The following is a 19,791-nucleotide window of genomic DNA, read 5'->3' on the forward strand; positions in this document are numbered from 1 at the left end:
AGCCATAATGAGAAAATATATCATTCTACTTTTTCTAACCTTTACGTTAGGCAGCTTACTGGCGCAGGATGTGGAAGTGATCGGTACTATTACCGATCCTACCAATGCACCTATGCCAGCTGTAAGCATCACTATTAAAGACCAGGCCGGCCTTGGTACTTCTTCCAATGCCGACGGGAAGTATAAGATAAAGACCGATGCGTATAGTATTCTGGTGTTCTCTTTTGTGGGATACAAAACACAGGAAATTAAAGTAGGTCAAAAATCGCTTGTAAATGTAGTGATGCAGCCGGCAGATTCCAGTATTATGGACCAGGTAGTTATCACGGCAACCGGTATTAAAAAGAAGATCACCAACACAGGAGCAATTACAACTGTTAATATCGATGATATCAGGGTTCCGGGAGCCAATATCACCAATGCGCTGGCAGGTAATGTAGCCGGAATTATCGCCATGCAAACTTCTGGCGAGCCCGGCTTCAATAACTCGCAGTTTTGGATCAGGGGTATGTCAACCTTTGGTGCTAACCAGGGTGCGCTGGTAATGGTAGATGGCTTTGAGAGGCCTTTCAACGAGATCAATATTGAGGACATAGAATCTTTCTCGGTATTAAAGGATGCATCGGCTACAGCTTTATACGGTTCCAAGGGTGCAAATGGAGTTATTTTGATTACCACCAAGAATGGTAAGGCGGGCCGAATTGCTATCGATGGCAGAGTGCAGGCAGGCTACGTAACCCGAACACGCACGCCTGAATATGTAGACGGCTATGAATATGCAAAGCTGGTAAATGAAGCCCTTATTACCCGTAACCGCGAGCCGCTATACACACCTAATGAACTGGAGATTATTAAAAATAATCTGGACCCGGATCTCTATCCAAATGTAGACTGGATGGATCTGATGTTGCGTCCTTCTACCAATAATTTAAACGCCTCTCTCAATTTCAAAGGGGGTGGATCTACTGCCAGGTATTTTGTGTCTACAGCCTATTTTAATGAAGGCGGCATGTACGAAAGTGATGCCTCATTAAAAGAGTATAAAACCAATGCCAACCGCGAGCGGTGGAATTATCGCACTAATTTCGATTTTGATATCACTAAAACAACTTTACTGCGCCTGGGTGTTGCCGGATTTTTGGAGAAAAAGAATTCACCTGGCTTAGGACATTTTATCTGGGAATCGCTGGTTGGTACCAATCCTACGGCAACGCCTGTATTATACTCGAATGGCCTGGTACCTGCTTATGGCACAGGGGCTCAAACTAATCCATGGGTGCTTACTACTCAAACAGGTTACAAAGAGTTCTGGCAAAACAATATCAATACCAATGTTAATGTGGAACAAAGGCTCGATTTTATTACCAAAGGTTTAAGAGCCGTGGCCCGTGTGGCTTTTGATGCTGATAGCCGCAACGAAATATTCAGGCAGAAGTGGCCGGAGCAGTTTAATGTGGAAAGAAGAAGAGACCGCAATGGTAACCTGGTATTCGTACGCAAATCACCAGAATCGCTGATGTTTCAGACCAGTGCCGCCAGTGGTACACGTATTTTAGAGTTGAACGGCGAGCTGGTATATAACCGAAATTTTTCCGGTCATAATGTTGATGCATTGGTTAGGTATTTTCGCCGTGAGTCCAGAAGTTCTGTAAGTGTGGGCACTGATATTGCTAACGGCATACCTTATCGCAATCTTTCTTTTTCAGGCCATACAGGATATTCTTTTAGAAATAAGTACCTGGCCGCTTTTGATTTTGGCTATACTGGTTCGGAGAATTTTAGAGTAGGCAGGCAGTTCGGATTTTTTCCTGCAGTTTCAGGTGGATGGGTGATTTCTGAGGAGAACTGGTTTAGAAAAGTTCCTTGGCTGGATCTTCTTAAAGTCCGGTACTCCCATGGTTGGGTAGGTAACGACAACTTGGGCAGACGCTTTGCCTATTTAAGCGTGCTGGATTATTACCGGAATGGAGATGGAGTGATAGACCGCAGTTTTAATTTTGGTGATTTGGTGAATCCTAACCGGTTCAATGCTTTGGGGTATATGCAGGTAGCCTCCAATGAATTAACCTGGGAAACAGGTGTGAAAAAAGACCTGGGTTTAGAGATCAATATTTTAAAGAACATGTTTACTTTTTATATGGATCTTTTTGAGGAAACGCGCGACGATATCTTTATACAGCGCAACTTCCTTCCTGCAATGGTAGGTATCACCAGCGCTCCGTTTGCAAATGTGGGGAAAACATTGAATCGCGGCTTTGATGGCAACTTCTCGTTCCGGAAAAACCTGGGCCAGGTAGACTTTACAGCGCGGGGCAATATCACTTATTATAGAAATGAGATCGTTGAAAGAGATGAGCAATATAATTTTTATCCCTATCGCTCACAGGAAGGTTTCCGGATAGATCAAAGAAGAGGTTTGATAGCAGAAGGACTATTTAAAGATTATGAAGAGATAAGAAACAGCCCGCGTCAGACGTATGGAGCTTATATGCCTGGCGACATCCGGTACAAGGACGTAAACGGAGATGGCGTCATTAATGATGATGATATCGTACCTATCGGTGCCAGCAACAGGCCCGCACTGATCTATGGTTTAGGTACTTCTGCCAGATGGAAGGGCATTGACTTTAACATACATTTCCAGGGAGCCGGACGATCAGCCTATTTTATTGATGGACCCAGTGTTTATCCTTTCACTGCTGGTTCCTGGGGTAATATTTTAACCGAGGCCGGTAATCCAGCCAACAGGTGGATATCTGCAGATATCTCGGGCGATCCTGCCACAGAAAACCCCAATGCAAAGTATCCAAGGTTAAGTTATGGGGGTAACGCCAATAACTATCGACCTTCTACCTACTGGCTGAGAGACGGGCAGTACCTGAGATTAAAGACCCTGGAGCTGGGATATTCTTTTCCTAAGCTGCAACTCCAGAAATTCCATATGTCTGTAGCCCGTATTTATGTAGTAGGCCAGAATCTTTTCGTATGGGATAAATTGAAGATATGGGATCCGGAACTGGCAAATGGTAATGGCATGGCTTATCCGCCTGCTAAAACGATAACAGTCGGACTAAATATTACATTATAAAATTGTTGTGGATAAAGCCATCATTAGATTTTAATAATCGGGTGACTTTTTTCATACACCAAATATTATAAAGATGAAAAAAAGTTTTGTAGCATTCGTCACAGCCCTCCTGGTATTGCAGTTGGCCAGCTCCTGCAAAAAGTACCTGGACATGGAACATTTTTTTAAAGACCGCCAGAATATAGATACTGTTTTTGCACGCAGGGATTATACCGAGCAATGGCTGGCAGACGTATATACTCATCTAAGAGGCCCTAATACAGATGTAGGAAATAAGAATGATGTATTGTCTAATTTCCTTTCAGATGATATGTTTTTCGGTGATAGGATAAAAGACGGGAGGTTTTCTAATTCCGAGTATAAAAACTTTAAGAACGGAGATTATAACGAGGCTAACTGGCAGGAGTCGTGGGCTTCCTGCTATCAGGGTATCCGGAAGGCTTCCATTTTTATTGATAATGTCGATAAAAACCGCCAGATGACCCGGGAAGAGATAACTGATCGCAAAGCACAAGCCAGGTTTTTAAGGGCCTATTACTATTGGCTGTTGATCAGGAAATATGGTCCCGTACCATTGGTGCCCGAACACGGCCTGGATTATACTGAAAGCTATAGTGATCTTTCCTTACCTCGTAATACACACGACGAATGTGTTGATTTTATCACAAAGGAACTGGCTTTGGCAGCCAAAGATCTGCCTGCTTCACTCAGGGACTCGCGTAATCTGGTTCGTCCTACTAAAGGTGCTGCTTTAGCTGCGAGAGCAAAGGTATACCTGTACGCTGCAAGTCCTTTATATAATGGCAATGCCGATATGGCGGATCTGACAGATGATAAAGGAAAGCAATTGATTGCTCAGCAATACAACGAAGAAAAATGGGCCAGGGCAGCCGCAGCAGCCAAAGAAATAATAGACCTGGGCGTATATAAATTGTACACCTATCCTTATCATGCTGAAAGCCAGGGACCAGACTATCCGCCGACGATTATTCCTCCGTTTAACGCTAAATATTCTAATGCTAATTTTCCTAATGGATGGAAGGATATTGATCCAATGGAATCGTACCGGGCCTTGTTTAACGGAAACGTATCGTTCCTGGGTAACCCTGAAGTAATATTTTCAAGGGTTACGGAAATTGGAAGCCAGTTAACAACAGATCTGCCCATGCACCAGGCGCCTTATTCTTTAAATGGCTGGAATACGTACGGTCTTACTCAAAAGCAGGTAGATGCTTATGCCATGAGCGATGGCAGCGATGTGCCTTTAAGCCCGAGAGTAACAGGATTCACTGCCAGCAACACCTCACACCTTCCTTTGCCGGCCAATGTATCGCTGCAATACGCTAACAGGGAGCCCCGCTTTTATGCATCAGTTGCTTATAACGGAAGTATATGGTATCGTACCAGCATTAACCTGCAGTCAGAACGGGAAAAGCAGGTGTTTTACTATCGTGGTTTGGCTGATGGAAAACAACCTGCGTCTCCTGAATTCTATATCAGAACCGGTATTGGTATCAAAAAATATGTAAATACACTGGATGCTGCATTTAGAAGCACGCCGGAGGGAGGTTATAATGTTCCCAAAACAGAACCCGCTATAAGGTATGCAGAAATATTGCTGATCTATGCGGAGGCGATGAATGAGCTCGGCAGCGCACATAGTATCCCAACTTTTGACGGTAGTGGTAATGTCAGCGTTAGCCGCAATGTTTCAGAAATGAGCAAAGCCATTAGCCAGGTGCGCATACGGGGTGGTGTACCTGATCATGAAGCAGCGGTATACGCCTCAAGAGACGAACTGAGAAAAAAGATAAAAAGGGAATGGCAGATAGAGTTCCTTGCCGAAAATCACCGGTACTTTGATTTAAGGCGATGGAAGGATGCGCCGGTTGAAGAAGCAACACCTGTGATGGGCTGTAATATGGATATGACTTCAAACCAGAGAGATCTTTTTCATACACCAGTAATCATTGCGTCCCTACCCACGATTTTTGTGAAGAAAATGTACCTGTGGCCAATTCCCCATGAAGAACTGAGAAGAAATGTTAGATTAACTCAAAACCCGGGATGGACAACCCCTTATTAAAACTGATAATTTTTCAATCATGAAATATTCTTACTTATTAATATTATTGTTTAGCCTACTGACTGCAGGCTGTAACAAGGAATGGGAAGACGAGCTATTTGTAAAGGATGTAGCTTTTGTTAAGAACGGGGTAGTTCCTGTATATGCTAAATACCTTTCAACAGGAGGCGCCGTTACATTGAAAGTTCCGGTGGTTTTAAGTGGCAGCACTGAAAATACGGAAGAGGTACAGGTTACATTAGAACTGGATACAGATACACTGCAGAACCTTAATTTTGACCGGTTCAGGAACAGGCAGGATTTATACTTTATACAATTGCCCACTTCTAATTATTCCTTTAGCTCCAATACGGCTACTATTCCTAAAAATTCCAATCTGGGCTACTTTGATTTAAACCTGAAGATGGAGAATATGGATATGTATAACAAGTATATACTCCCGGTAAAGCTGGTATCCACTTCCAAATACGGTGTTTCCCAGCGCAGATGGTATAAGAAGTCGCTCATGCAGGTAATACCTTTTAACGATTACTCCGGTAATTATTCTGTGCCGGGCCAGGTAAAAAGAACAGAAGGGAATGAACCTGCTTTGACGGTGCCTAATCGTACTGCCTGGGTAGTTAATGAAAATACCGTATTCTTTTATGCAGGTGTAATTGAAGAAGAAGCTTATGACAGGTTGAAATATAAGATTAGCGCTCGTTTTAACACTGATGGCACAATTACTTTAACAGCCAATGATCCGGCCATTAAGTTTAAACAAAACGGCGGTACCTACACTGTTGCAAAAAAAATGGACGATGTACAGCCTTACCTGCAAAGAACAATTACCACCATGAACCTGGATTACGAATATGAAGACATCACGCAGCCTACCTTTCCACTGCGGTACAGATTCACAGGAGCCATGGTATTGGAAAGAGTAAGAAACACACAGATACCGGACGAGGATCAGCAGGTGGTGATCGATAGCGATATGTTCTGATACAATTTTTAATGATGATAAAAAGAGGCTTATGAAACATGTTTTTTTAGCTAGCTTGTGTTTAGCCGCCCATTTGTTTGTGTCGGCGCAAAAGATCTCAACAAAGCTGGAGCTTTTCGACGGAACCTGGCAGGTGACTATGCAAAGCTTACCCGGGGAACCAGGTAAGTTTGCGCCCCCAAAAACAAATGATTTTAAAGTGTATGACGGGGTGGGCAATTTCAGCCATATTATTTACGTGAATAATAAATACGTAGAGCTGTCGAAGGGAACCATAGAATTTACTTCGGATTCTACCTATACGGAAAAACTTGAAAAGCATCTGGCGGTGCCTGCTTCGGTAAAAGAAGGTAAGATTGTATTCAGGTTTTTAGATGCGGATACATTTTTAATGAAATGGTCGCTCAATAATCTAAGCGGACAGGAAGTCTACAAAAGAGTAAAATAGGCGATTCTATTTCATGGCGCCTATGAATTCGACAGATATACAATGCCTGTAAAAGAAATAGTAATATCCGTATGAGAAATGGTACAAAATGAATAATTTTTGAGACAAATTGAAAAATCGATTTTGTTCGTAAAGGTTACCTTTACAACACATGCAATTCACCTGGAAAATGGTATATTAATCACAACCAGATGAGAAAATGATTGCAACGATGCTTAATGTTCATAATGCCTGTAATGTTCAGTTCTGATCTTTCAATGGAGAACGTGCTATCAGGCCATTATTTTAAATCCCTCATTGAAGTCGCCGGGTTTTTTAAAGTAGCATATTGCTTTCATTAGCCAGTTCATTAATTACATTTAAACTTGTTTCAGATAAAATATAAAAATCTTTCAATGATTAAGTATTGTTTAAAGCGCCTGAGTGTTTTTGTTTTTATTTTTTCTTTCCTGGCCGGTAATAGCCAGACCAGGAAAGCCCCTGCCTATCCGTTGATAACCCATGATCCCTATTTTAGTATCTGGTCTTTTACAGATGATGCTACCGCATCACCCACTAAACACTGGACGGGTGCTGATCAATCACTAACCGGCTTTGTTAAAGTGGATAACAAAATATACCGCTTCCTGGGAAAAGAAAGCAAAGCTTATAAGGTTTTATTACCGGCATCAGAAGATAAAAGCTTTTCGGTTAAATATACCGAAGCTATCCCCGCTGAAGGATGGCAGCAAATTGGTTATAATGAAAGCGGCTGGAAGTGGGGCCAGGCGCCGTTCGGAGATGAAGCAGGAAATTTTAAAACGGCATGGCGTTCTGATGATCTTTGGGTAAGGAGAGAATTTACAATGGTTAATAATAAAGAGGAAGATGTATACCTGAAGCTAAACCACGATGACAATGTAGAAGTGTATCTCAATGGACAAGAGATTTATAATGCAACCGGTTGGGTACATAAGTATATTTATATTCCCATTAAAAATGCTTCAACCGTCCTGAAGACCGGTAAAAATGTGCTGGCAGTACATATCAAAAATACTGCGGGTGGCCGTCACCTCGATTTCGGATTGGTAAAGGAAGAAAAGACCGTTGCTACTAAAAATGTGTTAAATGCCATTCAGAATAATGTAGACGTCAAAGCTACACAAACCATTTATGATTTTTCCTGCGGGCCGGTTGATTTGAAGGTAAATTTCGCATCTCCGCTAATATTAACGGATGTTGATCTCATGGCCCGTCCCGTGTCTTATGTAACTTTCACCGCTACGTCGAAAGACGGACGCGCCAGAAATGTAGAAGTATTGTTTAACACATCCACCAATTTAGCTGTAAATACTCCTGCCCAGGAAGTGATCGCAAAAAAATATAATTTGGGAGACCTGTCTGTGTTGAAAGCAGGAACTGTTGCACAGCCCGTATTGGCAAAGAAAGGCGATGATCTGCGCATAGACTGGGGCTATATACACGTCGCGGTACCTCGGACGGCTAACGCACGGCAGTTTATTGCAGGCTCGGATGAATTGTCTTTGAACGTATTCAATAAAGTTGCTAAAGTTCCGGTAGCCGTTGATCAAAAAGGAAAGCAATTGCAGTTAAGTACCATACTGCAATTGAATACAGGAAAGTCTGTAAGTTCTAAATTGTTATTGGCTTATGATGATATATGGTCAATTCAATATTTCGGAAAGAACCTTCGTCCCTGGTGGAATAAGGATAACAGCACCTCGATTGATGCGCAATTACAGGCTGCAAATGCAGATTACGCAGCTACCATTGCAAAATGTGATGCTTTGGATAAGACCATTTATAATGACGCCTTCAAAGCTGGCGGTGAGGATTACGCGAAACTGTGTGAGATCAGCTACAGGCAAACTATTGCTGCTCATAAACTGGTACAAAGTCCGCAGGGTGAATTGTTGTGGCTTTCTAAAGAGAATTTTAGTAATGGTTGTATCAATACAGTAGATCTTACTTATCCTTCTGCTCCTTTGTTCCTGGTATATAACCCAGACCTTGAAAAGGGGATGATGAACGGTATTTTTTACTACAGCGAAAGCGGAAAATGGAAAAAGCCTTTTGCAGCGCACGATATAGGTACTTACCCTCTTGCAAACGGGCAGGTTTATGGAGAAGATATGCCGGTGGAAGAATCTGGTAATATGGTGATCCTTGCTGCAGCTATTGCAAAAGCGGAAGGTAATGCGGAATACGCTAAAAAACACTGGAGTACTTTGACTACCTGGACGGATTACCTGGTTAAAGATGGCTTTGATCCCGCAAACCAGTTATGCACCGACGATTTTGCCGGTCACCTGGCGCGTAATTCCAATCTCTCTTTAAAGGCTATCATGGCTATTGAGAGCTACGCGATGTTGGCTAAAATGTTAGGCAAGGAGGAAGTGTATAAGAAATATCATGATATCGCTACTGGCATGGTGCCTAAATGGATGGAACTGGCTGCAGATGGCGACCATTATACATTGGCATTTGAAAAGAAAGGTACCTGGAGCCAGAAATATAATGTGGTTTGGGATAAAGTTTTAAAGTTTAATATTTTCCCCGAAGAAGTGTTTCAGAAGGAAATGAAATTTTACCTGGCGCATCAAAACAAATATGGTTTGCCTCTGGATAGCCGCAAGACCTATACAAAAAGTGACTGGATTTTATGGACGGCCTGCCTTACCGGAAATGACAACGATTTTAAGGCCCTGGTAAAACCCGTCTATAAATATGCATTGGAGACGCCTACAAGAGTGCCATTAGGCGACTGGCATGAAACTACCGATGGCAAACAAGTGGGTTTCCAGGCAAGAAGTGTAATTGGCGGTTATTGGATGAAAGTGTTGGACATGAAATTGAACAGCAAGTAACCCTGACTTAGTATATATAAATTCTATTTTAATAAGCCGGTACAATAATACACAGTTTAGTATACTGCTTTAGGCAGGATCCCGGTTTAGTAACCGGGATCATTTTTTATTTAGAAAATGGGGAAAGTAGATATCTTTAGTGTCTTCCTTTTTAGTCATGATGACGTTTATAAATTTCACTATCTATGTTTTTGTTAAAAAGAGGTTTGATATTGTTGCTTTTGCTGGCGGAAATTCATTTATCTGCTCAGAATTTAGTTGCATACGTAAATACTTTACAAGGTACTAATTCCAGTTTCGAATTAACCAGGGGAAATACTTATCCCACTACAGCTTTACCTTTTGGCATGAATACCTGGACGCCTCAAACGGGTAAGAACGGGGATGGCTGGAAATATCAGTATACGAAAAAGAAAATACGCGGATTTCAACAGGCGCATCAATGCAGTTCCTGGTCCAATGACTACGCTGTTTTTTCTTTGATGCCTGTGGTGGATAATTTAAAAGTGAACGAGGATGAGCGGGCGTTAGCGTTCAGGCATGAAAACGAAATAGGGAAACCTCATTATTATAAAGTAAGGTTTGATAATAATATTACGACAGAAATGTCTCCTTCAGAAAGGGGGGCGCATCTGCGTTTCAGTTTCCCCGAAGGTAAAAAGGCCTACCTGGTATTAGATGGTTATACGGGCATAAGCGGTGTAGAAGTTTTCCCGGAGCAACAAATGATTACAGGTTTCGTAAATAACGGACATGGTTTTCAAAGAGGCTGGAAGAATCATTTTGTGCTTTACTTCGATCAACCTTTTACAGCCTACGGCACATGGGAAAACGAGAAGAATCAAATAGATGCGGGCAATAAAAAAGCGGAAGGAAGGGGAAGAGGCGCTTATATTGAATTCAAACCGGGTTCTAAAGTGCAGGTGAAAGTAGCGTCCTCTTATATCAGCATTGAACAGGCCAAATTGACATTAGAACATGAATTGGGTGGCGATAAAAACCTGGAGTCAACAAAAGCAAGAGCAGAAAGGGTATGGAATAATCACCTGAAAAGAATTTTGGTGGAAGGCGACTCCGAAGAAGATAAAGCCACTTTTTATTCCTGCTTTTTCAGGGCAAGTCTTTTCTCCCGGGCTTTTTATGAAATCGGCAAAAATGGTATGCCTTACTATTTCAGTCCTTATGACGGTAAAGTGCACGAAGGTTATATGTTTACCGATACGGGCTTTTGGGATACTTTCAGGGCACAGTTTCCTTTAAACATCCTGATGTACCCTACACAGCATGGGCGCTATATGCAGGCCTTGCTGAATGCGCAGGAACAATGTGGCTGGCTGCCTTCCTGGTCATTTCCTAATGAGCAGGGGAGTATGATCGGCAATCATGCTATTTCTTTACTGGCAGATGCGTGGGCTAAAGGCCTTCGTACCTTCGATCCGCAAAGGGCTTTGGACGCCTATCATCATGAGGCAAATAATAAAGGCCCCTGGGGACCCGCCAACGGCCGTGATGGCTTTAAAGATTATAACAGCATCGGCTATGTACCCTACCCCGAGGTAAGGGAAGCTACGGCGAAAACATTGGAATATGCTTACAACGATTTTTGCGGCTATGCCCTGGCCAAAGCGGTAAATAACAAAAAATACCAGGATGCTTTTGGGCAGAAGATGTTTAATTATAAAAATGTCTTTGACCCCGCTACATTATTCATGCGCGCTAAAGACCGGAAAGGAAACTGGGGTGATAATTTTGACCCGGTTGAATGGGGCGGCCCTTTTACCGAAGGTAATGCCTGGCATTGGGTTTGGTCGGTATTTCATGATATGAAGGGTTTGATAAACATGGTAGGCGGAGATGAAAAGTTTGCCGCAAAACTGGACTCCGTATTCACAGTTCCGAATACGGTGAAAGTGGGTACTTACGGATTTATGATCCACGAGATGACAGAAATGGTAATGGCCAATATGGGGCAATATGCACACGGCAATCAGCCCATTCAGCACATGCCTTATTTATACAATTATGCCCGTCAGCCCTGGAAATCGCAGCAGCGTACCCGCGAAGTAATGAGCAAGCTCTATAATGCAACGGAGAATGGTTACCCGGGCGATGAAGACCAGGGACAAACATCATCCTGGTATGTATTGAGCGCGTTGGGTTTTTACAGTGTTTGTCCTGGAACCGATCAGTATGTATTGGGCAGTCCTATGTTTAAAAAAATAACGATCTCTTTAGAGAACGGAAAAAAATTTGTGATCAATGCTAAAGGCAATAGTAGTCAAAATGTTTATATAACGGATGCCCGTTTGAATAATAAACGATACACCAAAAATTATCTGAGTTATGGTGATATTATGAAGGGCGGTGAGTTCAATTTGCAGATGAGCGCTACACCAAATTACAAAAGGGGAGTGGGTGATGCCGATTTACCGTTTTCGGTGTCGAGATAAAGATAATGATATCACTCATTTGTGGCAGTCTTATGTATCTATTGCCTGAAAAGACTTCATCGCTAAGTCACAAAGACGTAAAGAAACGCGAGGATCTTAATCGATTGATATCTCAAGCCCCTGTGCCTCAGCGATTCGATTACCTAAGCCAACTACCTTGTACCTTTAAGGTATTTGGCGCCCGGCCGTTGTTGTGTCTTTTTGACCAACAACTGAAGCGTGTTGTAGAGATGTTTAACCGCGAGGACGCCAGGTCGCAAAGAAAATGACAGATTATTTTGTATAGGTCCTTGCGCCCTTGCGCCTTAGTGGTTAAATTAATAAGGCCATCAAAATCTCATAAAATCAGAAAGAGGCCATCGGCCTCTTTCTTTGTCTCCGGATAAGATCGCGGAGCATGGTTCTTGTCAGTGTCGAAAAACTTTAATACTTTTATTGCATACCTGCTTTTTCGAACGCTGCTTTGGCTTCTATCATCATACAGGCGCTTGATTGGGCCGTTAGCTGGGCTTCACCGGCAGGGGGGGCGATCCATGAAGGACCAAATAATAATGAGTTCTTAAATGTTGCTTTAGTCCATAAAGTAGTAGCATTGTTGTTGAAGAAATTGATGAATTTTCGTTTATAATCTTCGTTCAACCCCGGCTCCTGTATCAGCATTAAATAGTAGCGGATAAAAATGCCTTTGAATAAAGCATTATCGCCCGTTCCTTCATCACGCAATACATTGTTACCCGAATCGATACATTTTGTGATGGTATAATTAGCGCATTTCTGCGCATCATTCAGGTAGGCAGCGTCTCCGGTTATTTTATGCAGCTCCACCGCCGCACCTACAAACGTTCCTGTATTGTAAGTTAACACGGCTTTATTGATAGCGCCGCTTTCCCCGTTGATGTTATCATAAATACCACCGGTGGCCCACTCATACAAAGTGTTCTTTTCCCAGTCGTATATTTTGATGGCCCAGGTTTTGAACGACTCTTCTTTGGTGATATTATACAACCTGGCAGCAAGAATGGCAGCGGGGCCATTGGAGCAGGCGTTTTTACTGTACAGCATATCCTTGCGCCATGCTATACCGCCTTCTGCGTAAGTCTCATTCCAACCCTTGATGATATCGTTCCACAAATCTTTAGTGGCTGTCAGGTATTTTTCCTGTTTGGTCAGGTCATACATACGCAAAAAAGTAAGCGCATTCCATTCCATATCGTCATAAAACACGTTATAGTAGGTATTGCCGTTTTTACTCCTGATACCGGTGAACCATTTGTCAAAATAACCGCTGAATCGCGTATCATTCGTGCGGATGAATGCATCTATTAAAACATCCATGGCGTGGGCATTGGGCCAGTACTGAAACCCATTGTCCGATCCGTTGCTGCCATAATTGAAATAGCCTTCCTCATTCCAGAATTGGGCAATCAGCGCATTGGTAGCGCTATCCGCTGCAGCGTTCCAGTTAATATTTTCCGATTCCCCATAAGTATATTCATCGTTGAACTTGGAGCAGGAAAACAACAAGCAGGCCAATATAGGTATGATCAATATTTTATTCCTCATGGTATAATTAGTTTACTTGAACAGTATGTGTGTAGGGCGATGTTCCTTGCAGTAACACCGAAATGGTAGTTGACTTACCATCCACTGCAGGCATGAACTTCCATTTGTCGTCCCACTGTGAAGTGTTAGGCAATACTCTTAGGTAATAGTAAGATGCAGGCGAAGAAGCATTCGGCGGACTGTCTGTACCGGTTACAGTACCCAGTTGTGCCACTACATTGGCGCCATTGGATACAGTTTGCATCTGGAATTTATAACGCTCATCCCGTCCCCATGATTCCTGCCTGAAAGTAATAACACCTGTTCCTCTCCATATACCTTTGCCCTGGTAGGGTAGATTGAATAATACCTTGTTTTCCGGGCTAAAGAAGATGCCTATGGATGTAATCTCGGTGTAAGCAATAGTAGCTGTATTGAAATCCAGGTTGATGCGATACACTGCAGTTTTTGAGGCCGTTATTACGCCGGACTCTTCAGCTTCTTTCAGCGTGCTCCCATTGTCCGAATAGAAGATACGTGGAGTACCGCTGTTACGATCTGTGAAATAGTATGTTTTCCCAGCCTCCAACCGGGTATAGATCTCAAATTCTCCGGCTGCGTTTAGCTTGAATGGCATAGCCTGTGCGAGATTGGTACCTGTTTCAGAGCCTTCTCCTGTAATAAATACTTCGTCAGGAAGGTCTGCAAAACCCTGAAGGGCGGTAATGGTGAGCGTTGCTGATTGATCAGATTTAACAACGTTGATCCCACGTGAGGAGAACACCGTCCATTTTACGTCAACTGAACCTCCGGGTTCTACACCAGCCAGGCCTGCGATCCGGTTCAGGATCTTATGAGTAATAGTGGCGCCACTCGAAAAGCCATTATTGTCTGATACAATTTTGTATAAAGGCTGCGAAAAATCTCCTGTGGGTTTGTCAAAAACTACTTCGTAAGATGCAGCACCGCCGTCTTCGGCTTTTACTGCTTCCCATTCAAAATAGAGAGAGGCAGAAGCAGAGCTCAATAATTTAATAGAGCGGTTATTGACAGGCGCATACAAGGTTTTAACCGCAGTAATATTAACGTCCTTGTAATTCATATCATCTTTCTTGCAGCTGAAAAACAGTATGCTTGCAAGCAGGGTGTAAAGGGATGTTACAATTATATTTTTCATTTGTGAAGAGTTTTGTAGTAAAGTTTTAGTTTCCGTATCCGGTATTGTTAGGCAATAAATTTTTATTCAGATCAATCTCAGATCGAGGCACTGACCATAAATAATCGCGGCCCTCATCAAATTTCCGGGTGTCCAATACAATAAAAGCTGTGCTGTTGTTAGCGAATTTTGCGCCATGTGCTACACCGTTTAAATACTGTGTACCGGCTTTCCATCGTACAATGTCGAAATATCGCAAACCTTCGAGCGCCAGCTCGCTCCGGCGCTCATTCCGGAGGGTATTACGCATTTGAGCGGTTGACAAACTTCCGGGGTAGTCCAGCGCAGAAGCTTGGGTGAAGCCTGCCCGGGTGCGAATGGCTTTTATAGTTCTGTCCCAAACGGTGGCGTTCATTTGCCCCAGCTCAAACTTAGCTTCCGCATTCATGAGCAATACATCGGCATAGCGTAGCATAATGATGTTCAGGCCAGATTGAAAAGTGGAATTGGCTTTTACATCATAGTACTTTTTGATATAGTAACCGGTGGAAGTAGAGTTAGAAGCTGCATTTACATAGCTGTCCGGGGTATTGGTGCCTGGCCTTGTACGGATAGTGGTGGCAGAGCCATCCAGTTTCTGTATGGTGCTGCCATCATATACCACAGTGGCTGCTAACCGGGGGTCACGATTAATGTAAGGATTGTTCTCGTTGTAAGAAGACTCCTCGGTAATGCTGCGACCATTGAGCATTACATAGCTATCTACCAGCTCTTGCAGTGGTGCATAGGCATTTAAGCGGGCACCCAGCGACAGGGGGGCAGCATCGTAGTATTTAGACCAGGTCTTTTTGTCGATCAGGTAGCCATAATCAAAAATAACTTCTGAGTTATATTCATTCGCTACGGTAAAAAGTCCGGCGTAATCAGGAAACAGGCTGTAACTGCCAAACTTGTCGGGGTTGTTAATAAGGCTATCTGTATAGGTGGCTACTTTCTGCCAGTTACTTTCATACAGGTAGGCCCTTGCTTGCAACGCACAGGCTGCTGCTTTGTTGGCCCTGGCTTTATCCAAACCGGAAAGAGTGTTTTTAGAAGGGAGGATTTGCATTACCTCGTCTAACTCCTGGTGAATAAATGAAAGGATTTGCGCTTTGTCCGTTCTGGGTATGATGCGCGATTCCGCCAGGTTAATATCGCTGGTGGAAAAAGGTACGGCACCAAAGAAGTTAACCAACCTGAAGTAAACGTAGGCTCTTATAAACCGGATCTCTGCTATGCGTTGCTGTTTAAATGCGGCAGGCATATTAGGTACCCGGTCTACATTGGCCAGGTAAATATGACAGGTTTTTAAAGCTTCATAACCTTGCTTCCATTCGTCGTGAAAAAGCCCCAGGGAGGGATCTGCGTTGCCGTTGCGGATGATGCGTTGGTTGGTATTGGATCTTCCTTCAAATACGTTATCGCTTAAGGCTTCATCATTCCACATTTTGTCGGCAGAGTACATCTGGTTATAGGCCATATTTACCATCAGGTCAGAGTTGCCCGCCGATAACCAATAGTTATCATCCGTGTATTCACCAACGGGTTGCAGATCCATCTTATTACAATTGCTGAAAAGGATAGCCAGGAAGAAACAGGCTATGCTCCATTTGAAATTTATATGCTTCATACCTAATTGTCTTTAAAATTGAATATCTAATCCAAATCCGTAGTAACGCAATACAGGGTAGTTACGACCACTGTTAGCAGCGCCATCCATATCGGAATTAAATTCGGACGATTCAGGGTCAATCCATGATTCTTTTGAAAGTGTAATCAAATTTTGGGCGTTGATGTACAGCCTGGCTTTTTGTATACCGATCTTTTGCGTTAAACTATTAGGTATAGTATAGCCCAGCTGTATATTTTTAAGCCTTGCATAAGCACCATCAAACTGGTAAAGATCTGATCCTCGGCCATAATTATTCTGACGGGAAGGAGACCCGGTTGCCGTTAGCCTGGGCCAGCGTGCCCCGGTATTGGTAGGTGTCCAGTAATCCAGCTGGTGCTGGTAAATGACATAGGAGTAGTTTTCATGGAAAGGTTCTACCAGCTCACCGCGTACAAACATATCTCTTTTACCTACACCCTGCCAGAACATAGAAAAATCAAGGCCCTTGAAGCTTACATTGTAGGTAAGACCGAATGTATAACGGGGAAATCCATAGCCCAGTATAAAACGGTCTTTTGAGTCGATCACACCGTCATTATTTCTGTCCGTATATTTTACGTCACCCGGTTTGAGATCGGACGAACTTAAACCCACGGGCAGGGCAGAGGTCTCAATCTCTTGCATCGATTGGAAGAATCCGTCTGTTTTAAGGCCATAATAGGCATTGAAAGGAACGCCTACACGGGTTAATTTGTCAATATTATCTGATGTGTTTACCAGTTCAAAGCCTACAAGCTTTGTTACCTTATTCCACGAATCTCCAATGTTACCTGTGAAACTATGAGCAACCGCACCGGTGTTAAAGCGATAGCCAATATTGAGTTCCCATCCCTGGTTGACCATTTCACCCGCATTAAAATCTTTAAGTTGGGTTCCAAAAGCCAATGGTATTACTGGTGGAACGAGGATGTCTACAATCTTCTTATAAAAATAATCTGCAGATACCGTGAGCCTGTTATTCAAAAATGAGGCATCAATACCAATATTGGTGTTACGCGTGGACTCCCATCGCAGGTCTTCATTTCCGTAAACAAAGCCGGAAGCTGCAAGCGCTGAATCTCCCGTAATATAGCTGTTGGGAAATATTGTATAACGAGTAAGGTATTGGTAGTTGTCGATAGCCTGATTACCCAGTACCCCGTAACTGGCTCTTATTTTCAAATCACCTACTTTGTTTTTATAGTTTTGCATAAAAGCTTCATTCGTTAATGTCCATCCTAATGATGCAGAAGGAAAGAAGCCCCAACGATGTTTTCTTGAAAACCTCGAAGATCCGTCGTACCGGAAATTAATCTCAGCGGTATAAGTGTTATTAAAAGAATAACCTAGTCGGCCAAAAACGGAGTTCAGGCTGCTTTGAAGGGTATGGCCGGGATTGGTGGTCAGGTAAGTATTATCACGGTTTTCATCAATGATAGTGCCGGAAGTGGGCACACCTAAAAGAGAATCGGTATACCAGTAGGTAGTTCTGCTTTCGCGGCTGGTAAGAGATTCGTTGGAAGCGCCAAGCAAGCCGGTGACATTATGTTGCCCGAACTTTTTATTGTAATCCAGCATCAGCTGGTAGTTCATCAAACTCATTTTTCTGTTGTAGTCGGATGTTTCTCTTCTTGGGTTCATAGTAAGTGCAGGTGCTGGTGCGTCTGCGCTGGCATATAGGGGAAATTCAATTCGCCTGCTGAACTGTGTATTGCTGTAAACGTCGGCACCCACTACACCTCGGAGCTTTAATCCTGAAAATAACTTCAATTCTGCATTGAAATTGGCATTGACATAATCATTCCTGTCATCAATGAAGCCACCTTGTCTCAATTCACCCAGAGGATTTTGATCGGTGAGCGCATTGTTGATGAGGTATTTTCCATTTTCGGCCTGCATGCGATAATAATAGTATGGAGGAATGCGACTGGAATTGATAATAGCATTACCGGCAGTGGTATTGCTGGAGTTGTTTCTGGTATATGCGAGTATGGAAGTTATTTTAAGTGGCCCCAATTCAGTAGTTATATTAGAGCGCAGGTTATAACGCGTAATACCATAATTGCCAATAAAATTACTTCCCTGATCGAAGAACCCTCCCGAGAACATATACGTGGTATTCTGGCTTCCGCCCGATACGCGCAGGTTATAAGTTTGCTGTAATGCCGGCTGCAATATCTGGTAAAAGTTCCATTCTTCTTCGTTCCGGTGCTGGTACAAATCCTGTATTTGGTCTGGCGTGAATTCGGGTGAGGACCCGATATTAGTTAAAGCCAGGTTTTTCAAGGTAGCATTTTGATATCCCTGTACCGGTGCAAACAGTATCTTAGGATCCTGCCAGCCCATTTGTCCGTTCAGGCTTAGTGTTGGCTTTTGATTTTTAGTACCGCGTTTGGTAGTAACCAAAATAACACCGTTTGCTGACCTGGATCCGTAAATAGCTGAAGTACCCGCATCTTTTAAAACCGATACGCTTTGTATGTCGGTGGGATTTAGCTGGTTCAAACTGGCATTATCAGTGATCAATCCGTCGATGACAATCAGCGGTGCATTATTATTCATAGTAGAAATACCCCTTACGTTGATGTTCATATCATTTCCGTTGGGGTTCATGCTCCGTTGCTGTATCACCAGGCTGGGCGCCGCACCTTGCAATGCCTGCGTCACATTGCCTACCGGGCGGTCTTCAAATTGCGAGGCTTTGATCTGGTCAACAGCTCCGGTTACATCTCTCCTGGTAGTGGTACCATACCCAATAACGATCACATCTTCCATCTGTTGGGTAGCTGTAGTAAGTAACACCGGCCCCAGGTCGTTAGACGTAATGGCGATCTCTCTTTCGTTATAACCTACCCTGGAAATAACAAGTATGGCACTTTTGTTGGCTACATTCAATACAAAACTACCATCTGCCCGGGTTGTAGTGCCATTGCTGGTTCCCTTCTCTACTACACTGGCTCCCGCAACAGGGCTTCCTGTAGAGTCGATGACTTTACCTCTTACTTCATATTGAATTTTATTTAGTACACTGCCTGGCGTAATTACTACCAGGTTTTTGTTGACCTTTTTATAAGTAAACCCCGTGTTGTCCAGTAGCTGATTCATCACTTTTTCGATGGGGGCATCTTTCACATCCAGGCTTACTTTATAACGGCTTAAAGCAACACTATCGCTGTAAACAAACCGGTAGGCATGTTTAGCTTCAATGCTTTTAAGCACTGCGGCAAAAGATTGGTTATTAACCTTCATACTGATCAGGTCCTGGGCGGCTCCGGTAAAAGCCAGCGACTGAAAAGAAGTTAATAGAATAATAATAAGAGAACATTTCATTAGCAGCAGATATTTAATAAGACAATACCGCTCCCCCCGCATGGCAAGGCGATCATTTTTTTTCATACTTTCGTTATCTGTTTTTAGATGATGGTTTTATTGCTTTTCAGGCAAGTTGAACTGTCGTTTTACGGCGGAAAATGTTCCAG

Annotated in this window: 10 protein-coding genes; 6 read left to right on the forward strand and 4 right to left on the reverse strand. The window is 43.0% G+C overall.

Annotation, left to right across the window (positions count from 1 at the left end):
- The first annotated feature begins 7 nt into the window (after window positions 1-7).
- The 6 genes from U0035_RS19670 to U0035_RS19695 all read left to right on the forward strand — a co-directional run bounded on the left by U0035_RS19670 (window position 8) and on the right by U0035_RS19695 (window position 11,924).
- Complete coding sequence (locus U0035_RS19670; protein ID WP_114790641.1) at window positions 8-3,088, forward strand: SusC/RagA family TonB-linked outer membrane protein; 3,081 nt, start codon at window positions 8-10, stop codon at window positions 3,086-3,088.
- A gap of 73 nt (window positions 3,089-3,161) precedes the next feature.
- On the forward strand, window positions 3,162-5,174 hold the full coding sequence (locus U0035_RS19675; RefSeq protein WP_114790642.1) for a RagB/SusD family nutrient uptake outer membrane protein: 2,013 nt from the start codon (window positions 3,162-3,164) through the stop codon (window positions 5,172-5,174).
- Window positions 5,175-5,193: 19 nt separating this feature from the next.
- The gene (locus U0035_RS19680) at window positions 5,194-6,159 is read left to right on the forward strand and encodes a DUF4973 domain-containing protein (protein ID WP_114790643.1); all 966 of its coding nucleotides are present in this window, start codon (window positions 5,194-5,196) and stop codon (window positions 6,157-6,159) included.
- 31 nt (window positions 6,160-6,190) lie between these two features.
- Entirely contained in the window at window positions 6,191-6,607 is a 417-nt protein-coding gene (locus U0035_RS19685; protein ID WP_114790644.1) for a DUF4488 domain-containing protein, read from the forward strand.
- Window positions 6,608-7,002: 395 nt separating this feature from the next.
- Entirely contained in the window at window positions 7,003-9,474 is a 2,472-nt protein-coding gene (locus tag U0035_RS19690; RefSeq protein ID WP_114790645.1) for a glutaminase family protein, read from the forward strand.
- Window positions 9,475-9,659: 185 nt separating this feature from the next.
- The gene (locus U0035_RS19695) at window positions 9,660-11,924 is read left to right on the forward strand and encodes a GH92 family glycosyl hydrolase (protein ID WP_114790646.1); all 2,265 of its coding nucleotides are present in this window, start codon (window positions 9,660-9,662) and stop codon (window positions 11,922-11,924) included.
- 432 nt (window positions 11,925-12,356) lie between these two features.
- Here U0035_RS19695 and U0035_RS19700 read toward each other — a convergent pair whose 3' ends face one another.
- The 4 genes from U0035_RS19700 to U0035_RS19715 are packed head-to-tail and all read right to left on the reverse strand — an operon-like array spanning window position 12,357 to window position 19,642.
- A complete protein-coding gene (locus tag U0035_RS19700; RefSeq protein ID WP_114790647.1) occupies window positions 12,357-13,487 on the reverse strand; it encodes a glycoside hydrolase family 76 protein in 1,131 nt (376 codons plus the stop codon).
- Window positions 13,488-13,494: 7 nt separating this feature from the next.
- A complete protein-coding gene (locus U0035_RS19705; protein WP_114790648.1) occupies window positions 13,495-14,643 on the reverse strand; it encodes a SusE domain-containing protein in 1,149 nt (382 codons plus the stop codon).
- A gap of 25 nt (window positions 14,644-14,668) precedes the next feature.
- Entirely contained in the window at window positions 14,669-16,291 is a 1,623-nt protein-coding gene (locus U0035_RS19710) for a RagB/SusD family nutrient uptake outer membrane protein (RefSeq protein WP_114790649.1), read from the reverse strand.
- A gap of 12 nt (window positions 16,292-16,303) precedes the next feature.
- Window positions 16,304-19,642, reverse strand: coding sequence for a SusC/RagA family TonB-linked outer membrane protein (locus U0035_RS19715; RefSeq protein WP_211316416.1), 3,339 nt, complete (start codon window positions 19,640-19,642; stop codon window positions 16,304-16,306).
- Between the last annotated feature and the right edge of the window lie 149 nt (window positions 19,643-19,791).

Source organism: Niabella yanshanensis (genome assembly GCF_034424215.1).
In the GTDB taxonomy this organism is placed as follows: Bacteria; Bacteroidota; Bacteroidia; order Chitinophagales; family Chitinophagaceae; genus Niabella; species Niabella yanshanensis.

What these genes read in the sequence shown, in the direction of transcription:
- U0035_RS19670 (WP_114790641.1), top strand. Translation starts at nt 8, where the DNA reads ATGAGAAAATATATCATTCTACTTTTTCTAACCTTTACGTTAGGCAGC.
- U0035_RS19675 (WP_114790642.1), top strand. Translation starts at nt 3,162, where the DNA reads ATGAAAAAAAGTTTTGTAGCATTCGTCACAGCCCTCCTGGTATTGCAG.
- U0035_RS19680 (WP_114790643.1), top strand. Translation starts at nt 5,194, where the DNA reads ATGAAATATTCTTACTTATTAATATTATTGTTTAGCCTACTGACTGCA.
- U0035_RS19685 (WP_114790644.1), top strand. Translation starts at nt 6,191, where the DNA reads ATGAAACATGTTTTTTTAGCTAGCTTGTGTTTAGCCGCCCATTTGTTT.
- U0035_RS19690 (WP_114790645.1), top strand. Translation starts at nt 7,003, where the DNA reads ATGATTAAGTATTGTTTAAAGCGCCTGAGTGTTTTTGTTTTTATTTTT.
- U0035_RS19695 (WP_114790646.1), top strand. Translation starts at nt 9,660, where the DNA reads ATGTTTTTGTTAAAAAGAGGTTTGATATTGTTGCTTTTGCTGGCGGAA.
- U0035_RS19700 (WP_114790647.1), bottom strand. Translation starts at nt 13,487, where the DNA reads ATGAGGAATAAAATATTGATCATACCTATATTGGCCTGCTTGTTGTTT.
- U0035_RS19705 (WP_114790648.1), bottom strand. Translation starts at nt 14,643, where the DNA reads ATGAAAAATATAATTGTAACATCCCTTTACACCCTGCTTGCAAGCATA.
- U0035_RS19710 (WP_114790649.1), bottom strand. Translation starts at nt 16,291, where the DNA reads ATGAAGCATATAAATTTCAAATGGAGCATAGCCTGTTTCTTCCTGGCT.
- U0035_RS19715 (WP_211316416.1), bottom strand. Translation starts at nt 19,642, where the DNA reads ATGAAATGTTCTCTTATTATTATTCTATTAACTTCTTTTCAGTCGCTG.